Here is a 12358-nt window from a genome sequence, read left to right as displayed (position 1 = left end):
CCAAGTGTAGGAGGATCGCAACGATGACCGTCCCGCCCGCGCCACAAATGACCGCTGCCCGCTATTTCACGCCCGCTCAGAACGCAGATCTCGCAACATTGCTCGAAGCGATCTGGCCTGGTGCGCCGCCGGCACGTCCGGGCGCGCGCGAAGCCGGTGCCAGCGATTATGTCGATTGCTTACTCGCCATGCCACAGGCTTATTATGAGGTGCCTGGCTGGCGGGCGACATACCAGGCGGGGCTGGCCATGCTCACTGGGGCGGCGAAGGTGCGATACCCAGGACTAGCAAACCTGGCCGCGCTGACACCGGATCAGGCTACCGACCTTCTAAGCCAGCTGCAGGCGGGTGCACTGGCTGGTTTCCCCGACATGGCTTGGCAAAAGAACTTCTTCATGGTGATGCGAAGCCACGCAATCGAAGGTTGCCTGGCGGACCCCCGCTGGGGCGGAAATCGCAACGGGGCGGTCTGGAACTGGCTGGGCTATCCCGGCGCGCCTCCTCAACGGCAGCCGTTCTGATGGCTCGCCCTGATGCCATCATCGTCGGAAGCGGCGCCGGCGGCTCAACGGCAGCGCGCATCTTGACAAAGCGAGGCTGGAACGTCGTCGTCCTTGAGAAAGGCGGGCCGGTTGGCGCCGAAGACTTCCTGCCGTTGGATGAATTGCACTTCCGAGAACACAAGACGTTGATCCCCAGGATTGTCGACGACCCGATGATCTACGCCGGTCTCGACGGGAATAGCCCCGTGCGCAGTGAGCGCTGGTGGGAGGTCACGATGGTTGGTGGGTCCACCAACGTCTGGGACGCCAACTTCCCGCGCTATACGACGCCCGACTTCGACGTCACGCCCTACATGAAGGGCATTCCCAACGCCGAGCACATGGTCAAGTGGCCTTGGAGCTACCAGGAATTCCAGCCCTGGTTCGAGATGGCTGAATGGGACTGGGCCGTTTCGGGGGCGGCGGAACAGTCGGAAGAGGAGATGCGACCTGGGTATCAGTATCCGATGGCCCTGCTCAAGCCTCACGAGTCTTCCGACTTCCTGCTCAACCTATTCGGCAAGGCTGGTTTGAAGCCCTATTTCGGCGCGCGGGCGATCAACTCACAAACCTATGACGGACGGCCTGCCTGCTCGTTCTGTGGTTTCTGCCAGTTCTTCGGATGCGGGGTGAGCAGCCGTGCCAACGCCGTTAACACCATGCTGCGTCGGGCGCTCGCCACCGGTCGATGCGATTTGCGGGTCAACCACTATGTCATCCGCGTGGAGCATGAGGCCGGGCCCGACGGACGTCGCCGGGTTCGCGGCGTTTGGTATGTGACCGAGCCTGGCGGCACGGAACAGTTCATGGCGTCGGACCGGGTGATCGTGTCCGTGCAGACAATCCAGTCGGCACGTCTCTTTCTCCTTTCCGGGGTGCCCGATCCCTATAAACTGGTCGGCCGTTTCCTCACCTATCACCCCAAGGGCGACGGCCACTTCACTTTCCCGGGCAAGCCGGTCTGGAACCCGGGATTGAACAATGCCTACCAGCCGGTGACCGCGATCGGCAGCCTGCAGCTGCGCGGCCTCTACACCTACGAGGACAGCGCTGGCGATTTGCGCAAGGCGGGCAAATTCTCGGTCTATGACCCCTTCACCTGCACCACGCCGCTGCGGCTCGTCAAAGGTGCCTCGCTGGGCCCGAGCCTGAAGAACATCTGGGGCTCAAACCTGATCAGCTACTTGGAAGAGCTTCGTAGCCAGGCGGGTGTGTCGGTTTCGTTCACCGGCGATGCCATGAGCCTTTACGACAACCGGGTTGAGTTGGATCCGGTGACCAAGGACCCTTGGGGCGTGCCGGTCCCCAAGACGTTCTATCGCCACGACCCATGGGATTTGGCCACCAGCCGCTTTGCCTTGGACACCATTGCCGAAGCGGTTGGGAACGAGGGCGGCGTGCTGCGCAAGAACGACCCGCAGGAGGAGGCCAATCCCGGCTACGGTCATGTTCATGGGGCCTTGCGCGCTGGTGCCGACCGTGGCGCCTCGGTGCTCAACCCCGATTGCGAATCTCACGAGGTGGCTGGACTAACCGTTCTGGACGCTGCGTGGATGCCTACCGCCGGTGCATCAAACCCGTCGCTGACTTTGCTCGCGAATGCATACCGTGTCTGCACAGCTATGCCTCAGGGTTGACCTGGCGTGGACCTCATAGGAGTTGAACATGACCGACGACCTTGACTTCCGCCAGCAACTCGCCGTCGAATTACTCAGTGCCGGCATTACCGCAACGGACATGACCAACAACGTGCCTCCGTCCGTGCTCGCGACGTCGGCTGCCCTCGCGGCGGATCTGAAGATTCCGTTCCCTCCCGGCCTCAGGCCGGCCCCTTATCCTATCAACCCCGAGCCGCAGCTAAACGACCCGCTTCCAAAAGCGGATGTCGTGGTAGTAACGTGGACGGTGGACGAGGTTTCAGCACTCGCTGACGTGCTGACCCCACAGATAACGCGGGACCATTGGTATCGCTATGCGCGAAATTTTTCGGCGTATCTGCCTAAAATTCGCGAGCGTGCACCGGCTCGCAACGCGCAGCGGCTGGCGAGTTACTATTTGACCAAGGTCGGGGCCAAGACAGTGCTTTGCTTGAAGTCGGAGTTACACCTAAACCAGGACGGTGTGCAGGACCCGCCTTTCTCGCCGGGCAATGCTAGCCTGCCGGTGAAGGATCTTTTTCACCAGATATTGGACGAGGCTGACCCATCGCTCATCATCACCACCGGGACAGCTGGCGCGGTCTTCGCCGAGCATGACCTAGGCGACGTCGTCGTCACCCGCGGGGCAATGTTCCGGGTGCAGAAGGAGTTCGGCAAAGCGCCGTTTGCGGGCAAAGCGTACAAGTCCGACTGGCAGGTCAGCACCAGCATGTTTGGCAAGGCCGTAGAGTTGATGCGCGGGTTCAAATCGCAGATCGCGGCGCCGGAATTTCTGCCTCCCACGGCCAATTATGCCCCGCTTGACCATATTCCGAAACCGATCACCGAAAATGACCCCGACATCAAGATGGACGGCATCGATATGCCGGCCTTCCATCCGATCCTCACAACCGACTTTTTTGAGTTCGGCACCTCGGTGAACAAACTGGACCAATTCGGGGCAGCGGTGGAAATGGGTGATGCCGCGCTCGGCCTCTGCGTTGAGGAGCGGGCAGCCACTGGCAAGTCTACCCCCAACTGGTTGGTGATCCGCAATTGCTCTGACCCGCAGATCAACGGCGCGTTGCGCAATCGTCCAGCCAAACAGAGCCTGCAGGCCATGTGGGCTGTCTATTATTATATGGGCTTCGGCTACTGGACCTCGGTGAACAGCGCGATCACCACCTGGGCCGTGATCGCGGGCAACTGAGGTGGCCGGCTCACAGATTCCCGTCGAGGTAGAACTCGCCTTCGAACTCATGCCTTGCCAAGCCGAGCGTGTGGCCCAGACGCCGGGCCTCGCCCAACATGCTTGCAGCTATTTCCGCGAGTGGGGTACCTACCACAGTTTCGACTACAAGACCGCCGGGACGCCCAAGCCTGGCATGCAAACCACAGCCAATTATGTGGGCCGAGCGCCCCTGGTGCCGGAGATGCTCAGCGGTTGTCGGAAGGCGCCGCTCATGGCCGTCGGTATCAACCCCAACTTACCGGGGTGGTGGGCGCCGCTTCGTAGTTCATTGAACCCGCTGTTTGACGACTACCGCCAATATGCCCACTATTTCCGCTGGCGCGGAACCTCGAAGCCCGAACTTTCCAAGGCCGACTATGCGGCATTCGGAGGCGGCGGCCCGAGCGACACGCCGCCCGATGGCACGCTGCAACTTAAGGTGCCGCCCGACGCGGACGGAGACCACCCGCTGAACCTGCTTTGGCGTGCCCAGCAGATGTATCTCGAATATCAGGGGCTGCTAGACGGCCTAACCCAGGCGATGGGCTGGCCAAGCGGACGCCTTGCGGTCGGCGAAGACCTCTCCTATGGCAATATGGTGGCCTGCCCCTCGGCCAAATGGGTGACGGGCAACCCGGTTCCGCCGGACAACCTTCCGGGCATGACTAGCACGCAGAAATCGGGGATTGTCTCGGAATGCTTTCGCCAACGGAAATACTTCCTGCGCCAGCTGTTCCAGAGCCTGCCGTCGGTGATCGTGGTGTTCAGCCAAAATACCGCCTCGACTTTTATTGGGGAGTTGCAGGGCCGTTTCTCCAAAGGTGATCCCAAAAACACCGACACGATCGAAGAATTAATGAGTCGTGAGGTCATCCTGCAATACGGGGACCTTCCGGACGGACGGTCGCTCGATGCGCGCGTGGTGTTCGGGCCTCACCCTACCGGCAATCCCGAAGCCTGGTCAGCGGGTAAGCCCAAGGTATTGGCCCAATTGGTCGCTGCCGCCCAAGAGGGTAAACTGACCTTCAACACCGCCACGAGGCGACTGGCCCGGCCCGCTGGTTCTTGCGCTTTCTGCCCGATTCTCGACATTGGGCCCTGCGACTATCGGGCCGAGCTAACGCCTCTCGAGCTTCCTCCGACACTGACTGCGGACCGGATTCCCGGCATTGGCCCGGACAAGGCGATGCAGCAGGCACTAATGGGCGCTTTCATGTCCGACCTGAAGCCAGCACCTGGCCTATGGGCCGACGACGACGCGTAGGAGAAGTTGGCAATGAGCGGTCCGCGTGGCTATATCTTCTGTGAATCAAGCCGGGCCAACGAACTGGACGCCATCCTCGCCCAGGCCGACACGGCTCCGGTTCGTTTCAAGCAATATGTAGAGGCCGACCTTGACAGCGCCACGCTTGCGCGGGTCACGGCGGCGGGGTTCGATACCTACCTGCGGCCGCAGACGACACAAGCGCTTGAGTCAGGCGCCCAATCTTCTGACGCTATCCCTTCGCCCACCGAACCCGGTTTCGCTTCCGCCTCGCCGGGGCTTGCCGAGCCACGGCCGGTGTGGATCGCTCAGCCCGGTAAGCGTCACGATCCTCGCCTCAAGCGCCGGTTCGCCAAGCTCGCCAGTCAGGCGCCGCGAAGCAGATCAAAGCGGGGTCCGATGCGATTGGCTCTCAATGGATCGCTGACCACTGAGCGTCGCCAGACGTTGGAGGCTCTCGGCGTTCGCCTGCTTAACTACAGGAAAGCCTATTATCAGGTTGAGGTGCCGCCATCAATTCGGGAAGCAGTAAAGGCATTGCCTTTCGTTGCGAGTCTGAGGGCCTATGATTTACTGGACAGCGTCTCGAGCGACCTGCTTCGGGCACTCGCCGACGACGATGAAGCAGGTGGACCACCCACCTTGGCGACATATGATGCCCTGACTCATCATACGGAGGATAGAGGCAAACTGTCTAGCAGGCTCAAGGCTATGCCTGGCGTCACGGTCGTTGCTGCGTCTGTGGATGGCGTGCGTTTCAATGCTGTCGGCAGCGATGCCCTCTTGGCCCGGGTGGCGAACTTTTCGCAGGTGCGCATGCTTACCCCCGTTCGAGCCACGACATTAACCGTCGACCATATAAGGCCACTTTGCGGGATTGCCGCGGCAGGCGGGGGGGTTCCATTGATGGGCGAGGGCCAGATCATCGCGATCCTCGACAGTGGCATTACCGACCATCCGGATTTTAAGGGCCGAATCAAGGTCAAAGTAGGTTTCGACGGTTGCGATCCCGAGGACATCTTCGGTCATGGTCTGCATGTGGCGGGCATTGCGGCTGGCTCAGGCGCTGCATCGGGTGGGGTGCTTCGTGGGATGGCGCCGGCCGCAGAACTGGTCGTCGTAGGCATGCGCCGCGATAACGGAAAACTTGCTCTTCCGCTGGATTTGGGTGACCTGCTTAAAGTTGCTGTCGACAACGGTGCCCGAATAATCAACTGCAGCTGGGGTTCCCCAGTTGGCGCGGTCTACGATTCTGCTGCCCTTTCCGTGGACAGGTTCGTGTGGGCTCATCCGGATGTGCTGGTGGTGTTTGCTGCCGGCAACAAGGGCGACGCGCGATCCGGCACCCATTCGCTGTGGACTATAGGCTCGCCTGCTACCGCCAAGAATGCACTAGCTGTAGGCGCCAGCGGCACCGACCGCATTGACTTTGACAAGACGTGGAACGTCTACGATTCTAATTTGTTCCCGAATCCAGCGGGTGCGGAAAGGATGACGCCGGCGATCGACGAGGTGGCGCTGCTTTCAAGCGCCGGCCCCACTGACACCCGCGCGATCAAGCCAGATTTGACAGCGCCCGGGGTTTGGGTGTTGGCGCCGCGTCTAGCGGGCGGGCCGCTGCCCTACGAACCCTGTGATGCGTACGGCGGCCAATACGGCTATCTTCACGGAACTAGTATGGCCGCCCCGGTAGTTGCTGGAGCAGCGGCAATCCTGCGCCAACATTTGGTAGCGAGCGGCCCACCTCCTTCTGCTGCTTTGATGCGGGCACTTCTCATAAGCGCCACGCGTCCAATGCCTGCCGCGGATCATCCGGCTGCCCCGCCCATTGGCTATCCGGACTTTGACCAAGGCTTTGGACGCCTGGACCTGGCCACACTGCTTCCAATAGCGGGCGCGCCGAGCGGCCGAACGATCCTGTACGACGACGTGCCCAATGACGATCCGGGAAGGGCGCTAACCAGCGGCGTTGGGCCAGGTGATCCTGGCCGAAGCCTGCGCAAGTATACCTTTACCGCGAAGCCAGGCGCAGTCGATCAGATGCGGATCACGCTCGCTTGGACCGACGCGCCGGGGGCCGACGTCCAGAACGACCTGCAACTTCTCGTCACTACCCCGAGCAATAAGCAGATCGTCGGCAATCCCGACCACAAGCTCGACCGGATATTCGGGCCACCCGACGTTGGCGATCCTTTCATCTCAGACCGCCATAATACCTTGGAGCAGGTCCGTATTCCTGCGCCCGAAGCAGGCGAGTATCGGGTACGCGTTTGGGCACGCAACACCGTCTACCCGCCCCAAGGCTACGCTTTGGCCATCTGCGGCGAGTTGAGCGGCACCCTTCAAGCCGATCCTTAAAGCAAGCGGAAACGAATCGATAACTGCAAGTCGGACCGAGAGTAAAGCCGGGGGGCGTCGGAGGACGCGGGTCTATGCCAAGGCTAATAGAGTTTTTGATGAAGGTGCTTGGCGGGATACTTGGCGTGGTCGGGTCGCTGGCCACAGCTCAGGCTGCAGATAATGACATCAGAGCCTTTACGGCTCCCTGGCACTTGGAGGCACCTCTTGCCCCCTATCTATGGTCGATGGCAACTTCGCCTGGCGGCGCCTCTATTGTCGCTGTTGGGCAGGACGGAACTATTCTCTGGTCCGACGACAAAGGTGGATCTTGGTCGCAACCTATTGCGGTGCCACAATCTTTACCGAGCCTTTGGGGCGTCACCTGCCAGAACGACCTCGACTGCATTGCCGTAGGGGACCGCGCTACTGTGCTTCGTAGCTCTGATGGAGGGCGAAGATGGCACGTCTCGCCTGTTCGCAGTGCTGGCTCCAAATCGCTCTACGCGGTGGCCTTCAGTGATGGCCTGCACGGCGTCGCGGTTGGCGACGGCATCGCGTTGTGGACTAGCGACGGTGGCCAGATCTGGTCACCCTCCCGCCTACCAGCGGGCGTGGGCATCTTGAGGGCGGCCGCGTTTGGGCCAAGTGGCAAACTTATCACTGTCGGCGATTCGGGCGCGATCCTGATCAGCGCTGATGGCGGGCACACCTTGGATCCGCCGACGAAAACTCCCGAGATGGCAAGGGCTAATTTTCGGAGTCTTTCCTTTGCAGATGCGGATCATGTCGTTGCAGTCGCCGAAGACGCCAGCGCATTCGCCCTAGCCGATAAACAGCAAATCGGTAACATCGTCACCTCAGAAGACGGCGGTCAGAGCTGGCGCTGGGCCGACATGAAGGTCCGAGTAGCCGCGAACCTATATAGCGTCGTCTTCACCTCGGATTCTCACGGAGTCGCTGTCGGTGACAGTAACTTCGCCGACATCAACGCCGAAGGACGGATCAGCGGCGGGCATGGACCCGGGCCTAACGTGTTCATCTCTGACGACAGTGGACAGACTTGGACTCCAGCAGTGTCGTCATACCAAGGTCGGCTCTATGCTGTCGGATTCATGGACAAGAGTCGGGGAATTGCCGTTGGCAAACGCGGATCAGTCATAACAACCCGAGACGGCGGTATGACTTGGCAAACACTGGCAAGAAATTCTCGTGTTGAGGCTGAACTTGGTACACTGGTTGTGGTCGATAGCGGAAACGCGGTAGTGGCAGGGCAAGCAGCTACATTTGAAACTTGGGACGACACTCACGCTGATATTCAAACCGCGTCCATACCGGACGGAATGGTTTCAGATCTAGTCTACGGAGCGCTGTCTGGCCCGAAGAATTTGTTCGCCATCGATGGGGAGGGGCGAGGCCTGTGGTCAGTTGACGGTGGGCAGCATCTAGCAAAATCTACAATTCCAGCTGGCGATAGATTGGCCAAAGTAGCATTTGGCGATCCCAGAGTGGGAGCCGCAATCACGACGTCTGGCAATCTGCGATGGAGCAACGATGGCGGCAGGGAGTGGCATGAGGCCCCAACGCTTGCCGACTTTCAGGCAGATGACCTCAGTTTTGTGGATGAAACGGATGTCGTTGTCGTCGGGCGGACACCGGATTCAAAGCTTGCCGTAGCAACCAGCGCAAATGGCGGCAAAGCTTGGGCGAAGCAGGACCTGGGGAGCGTGGCCGATGGACCTGCCATCATGCTCAGCCACCACCGAAGCCCCCGAACTGCGATTTTCGCAGAAGGCATTTTCCTGAGCGACGACCGAGGCCAGACTTGGCGTTCGATACCTGGTCCCGATGGTAGTATCGGAGGGGCTCATTTCGTAGGTGGTTCTAATTGGATTGCGACCCAGCAACAACAGGTCGTCGTTTCCGGCGACGACGGCCAGCATTGGATACCAGCGATATTGCCCGCCCATCTGCAGCCCTACCTCGGCTCGATGGTGTTTTCCACCGATGAAAAACACGGTCTAGCAACCGCCGGGGACGACTTGCTTTGGACAGAAGACGCCGGGCGCAATTGGTCTTTCGCTGAGATGCCTTCGTCAAACGGCCGTCTGGTTGATATGGCGCTCGTTGGCGCAAACGCTGTTGCTGCTGGAGCCGACGGTTCGGTTCTAGAATCGCGCGACTATGGCAGGTCTTGGGCTTTCGCGTCAGTAGACGTAGCCGTTGACGATCTGCGCAACCATGTCTTGACGAAGGGACGATCCGACACGTACCCCGAGTTTAGGCCGGCAATTCAGCAAGTAGTAGCCGGCGATGGTGAGGCGGTTGCCATCGGTCGCGATGGTCTGCGCATCAAGCTCGGGCAGCGCAACTACGCCGCGATGATTCAGCTGGACACGGTTACGCTGAACCAGAGCGTGGACGGAGGCGTCGAAGTTGCCTTTCGTGCCAATGACCCTGACGGTCCGCCCGATTTCACTAGTCAGCAACCGCTGAGAGTTAAAGCGATTGAGTTTTCTGTCCAACGACCCGATCGGCCGGTGTTGTGGGAGAGTATCAAACACGAAACTGTTACCCGCGATTCGGACGGAACCTGGCGCGCCGAGTGGAATCCCGGCGCGGAAATGATTGCGAACGGCGCCCAGATTTCGTTTCGCGCAACCCTTGACGACGGCGGCCCTTCCACTCTGCCCCAAGTCTTGGGCACAATTAACTATCGCCCCTTCCTCGACCGACTATTTGCGCAGTTTGCATACGTAATCTGGCCGGCGATCGGGTTGCTGGGGATCGTCGCACTTTACCTAATTCCCATCGGTGCAGTCTACTGTCTGGAGCCGGCGAGGCTGGCGAAGGGGCGCAGTGGCTTCGTCGGCGAGGTGGATGACGCAGTGAAGACCAACGGTACGGCGCTCAGCAAATTGGCGGCCGTACTCATGAGCCACTATGTTTTGTTATGGTTCAAGCTTCGTCCTAGGGTACGAGACGCGTGGTTGGTGCGATACGTAGCCCGCGAGGCGAAGTTTAAGGAATTGGCGCCGGAGGTGCGTGACCAATTTCTCGGCGACGAAAAGGTGCTAGATGCCTGGGTCGAGCGGCGCCTAAAGCTGTCTCAGGATGCAATGGCTGAATTGGCCGTGTACAAGAACCGCAGGATCTATATCCCCTTTCCGCTCATCGTCGGCGACGTTGCAGACGGAGCAAGGATCAAAGAGCCTCAATCGGCAGATATTGCAGCATTCTTCTCAGGTGATCGGGCAATCGTGTCCATTGTTGCCGGCGGTGGCGGTGGGAAGACGACATTGGCCTGTGCGATTGCGCGCTGGGCTGGCGAGGTGGCTCCGGAGCGGCGGCTCATGAAGAATCCCGCTATTCCGCTTATCATTACGGATGACTTCACCGATCTCGAAGCCGCCGTTACCGCCGCGTTGAGGAAAGCGGTCGGTGACGATGAGGTAGACGACGACATTGTGCAGGCATTGCTGCGGCGCAAGCGCGTCGTGGTGATAGTCGATGCGCTATCCGAACGCCCCGAGGCAACGCAGAAACACGTTGAACAGTTGTACGGCACAGCCACCCCGATCAATGCGTTGATTATAACTACCCGACACGAGATTGCACTCGGTGGCGCGTATCACACCGTCTTGCGCCCGCAGCCGATTACGCTCAGCTTGCTAGTGCCGTTCATCACCGAATACCTGCAGCGCCGCAGCCTAACGGATCGGTTTGAAGCACGACAGCAGCTGGCACTTGCCGACCGTATCGTTGCGATCGTCGAACATGGCGGCGCTTCCAAGACAAAGGCGCTGAAGGTAACGCCGTTGCTGATCACGCTTTTCGTCGATGCCGCAGTCGCCCGAGTCGCAGACAGCGGCAACATCGAGAGCCTGCCGGTCAACGTGCCAGAGGTCTATCTCGACTACCTCGATCGGTTAAATCCGGTCGCTACCATGCCTGCGCGCGCCGATCGTGATGTGTTGGATCAGGCCGCATTTATTCTAGCAAAATGCAGCTTAGAGACTAAGTTCGTCCCCGGCGATTTTCTGCGAGAAGCAGCGCTTGTGGCACTGACTAGCGCAGATTTGCCTCACTCTTGCATCGATACCCTGATTGTGAACGGCGTCATCCTAGCACATGAGGCCGCGAGCGTAGGATTTTTGCGATTTCAACTCGATCCGATTGCCGAGTATCTCGCTGCGATTGCCGTGTGTCGTGATTGTGGCAGCAGCGCAGCTCTGTGGGGCAAGCTCTTCGACACTCTGGGCGGTGTAAAAGGCTACCCGGGCAGCATCCAAGGTTACCTAACGGCGATCTCCATCTGCTACGCCAGTTATCTGGAGCCGCTGAAACTGGCTGCCGTCGAAATCCCGTGGGAAACAGCCGCTCGTCTCAACATTCCAACAACGAGGCAAGTCGACTTCAACTTTACGGGACAATTCTGAGGAGCTTGGCGCGAGGTCGACGGTTGACCTTCTTGGGGAAGCTGGCTCGATGGGCTGCAGAGCCGGATGCACCCGAACAAGGCCGTTCTCGCACTCGGCGCCAAGATGGCGCGCATTGTCTGGGTTGTCCTGACCAAGCCGGGAGCGCTCTACGAACGCAGGTATCCTGAATCGCCTGACACTCTCGGCTCGATTGCAAGGCTCGGGAATAGCGATGACGAAACAGTGGATCAGCATGCCGTAAGCCCTGTGCAAAAAAGGGCTTTGTGCCCCAACCATTTATTGGGAACGGCGTGCGCGGATCTCATCATGGCCTGGCTGCAACAGCAGTCCACTCGCGAGAGGCCGGATACATTTATGCAACTGGAATCGTCATCGGCGATGTCGCGAACCCTTGCACGGACGGGGCGGACCATACATTTTTTGACCGAAGCTCGCGCCGCGCCGAGGCTTCCAGCATCTGATCGGCGAGCAGCTTCTTCAGCTTGACGTTCTCGTCTTCCAGCACCTTCTGCCGCTTGGCGTCGGACACGCGAACCGGCAGTTGCGTCTATCTTCCGGACCTCATCGAGAGGGTGAATTCATTGCTCTTCAAGACCATACAGCCGGCCGAACCCAAAAGCCGGGCCCAGGAACCCGCGGTCGATCCGAAACGGTCGGTGATCCCTGACCACATTGGTTGTCTTGAGGACAGAAAAGGGTCAAGTCGCTGAAGCGCCATCTTGTCGTTCACTGTGGGCTGCCCTCCCGATACTGGCGCGCGACCACCCAATGGTGGTGCCGAACTAAGCAGCTCAGCGAATCGGCACTGAGGCAAATCCGGAGGGCTTGTGACCTGCCACTGAGAATTTCCTCCATCTGAGATTAGAGTCCGGCCCTTGATCGAAGGACGGACTGATGAAGAGAAA

At 59.8% G+C, this 12358-nt stretch carries 8 protein-coding genes; 7 read left to right on the top strand and 1 reads right to left on the bottom strand.

Features of this window, described 5'->3' with window-relative positions; translation table 11 throughout:
* Positions 1-23 precede the first annotated feature (23 nt).
* The 6 genes from LB516_RS03480 (at position 24) to LB516_RS03455 (ending at position 11450) form a co-directional block, all read left to right on the top strand.
* Positions 24-521 (top strand): gluconate 2-dehydrogenase subunit 3 family protein, encoded by a 498-nt coding sequence (locus tag LB516_RS03480; protein WP_224718941.1) that lies wholly within the window; start codon positions 24-26, stop codon positions 519-521.
* Complete coding sequence (locus tag LB516_RS03475) at positions 521-2179, top strand: GMC oxidoreductase (RefSeq protein ID WP_224718940.1); 1659 nt, start codon at positions 521-523, stop codon at positions 2177-2179. Before LB516_RS03480 ends, LB516_RS03475 begins: the two co-directional genes overlap by 1 nt.
* A 28-nt stretch (positions 2180-2207) precedes the next feature.
* Positions 2208-3389, top strand: a complete 1182-nt coding sequence (locus LB516_RS03470) for a hypothetical protein (protein ID WP_224718939.1) — start codon at positions 2208-2210, stop codon at positions 3387-3389.
* Between the two features lies 1 nt (position 3390).
* Positions 3391-4674 (top strand): hypothetical protein, encoded by a 1284-nt coding sequence (locus LB516_RS03465; protein WP_224718938.1) that lies wholly within the window; start codon positions 3391-3393, stop codon positions 4672-4674.
* Positions 4675-4686: 12 nt separating this feature from the next.
* Complete coding sequence (locus LB516_RS03460) at positions 4687-7032, top strand: S8 family serine peptidase (protein WP_224718937.1); 2346 nt, start codon at positions 4687-4689, stop codon at positions 7030-7032.
* 98 nt (positions 7033-7130) lie between these two features.
* Positions 7131-11450 (top strand): YCF48-related protein, encoded by a 4320-nt coding sequence (locus LB516_RS03455; protein ID WP_224718936.1) that lies wholly within the window; start codon positions 7131-7133, stop codon positions 11448-11450.
* A 355-nt stretch (positions 11451-11805) separates the two neighbouring features.
* Here LB516_RS03455 and LB516_RS03445 read toward each other — a convergent pair whose 3' ends face one another.
* Positions 11806-11982: a hypothetical protein gene (locus LB516_RS03445; protein WP_411969379.1), complete on the bottom strand. Its 177-nt coding sequence runs from the start codon at positions 11980-11982 to the stop codon at positions 11806-11808.
* A gap of 43 nt (positions 11983-12025) precedes the next feature.
* Between LB516_RS03445 and LB516_RS29095 the strand changes: the two genes are divergently transcribed.
* Positions 12026-12163 carry a hypothetical protein gene (locus LB516_RS29095; protein ID WP_411969378.1) on the top strand — a complete coding sequence of 46 codons (138 nt, stop codon included), beginning with the start codon at positions 12026-12028 and terminating at the stop codon, positions 12161-12163.
* Positions 12164-12358 lie beyond the last annotated feature (195 nt).

The organism is Mesorhizobium sp. CO1-1-7 (assembly GCF_020164885.1).
GTDB lineage: Bacteria > Pseudomonadota > Alphaproteobacteria > Rhizobiales > Rhizobiaceae > Mesorhizobium > Mesorhizobium australicum.
The sequence above is the reverse complement of the archived record's forward strand: the minus strand, read 5'-3'. Positions and strand labels throughout refer to the sequence as shown.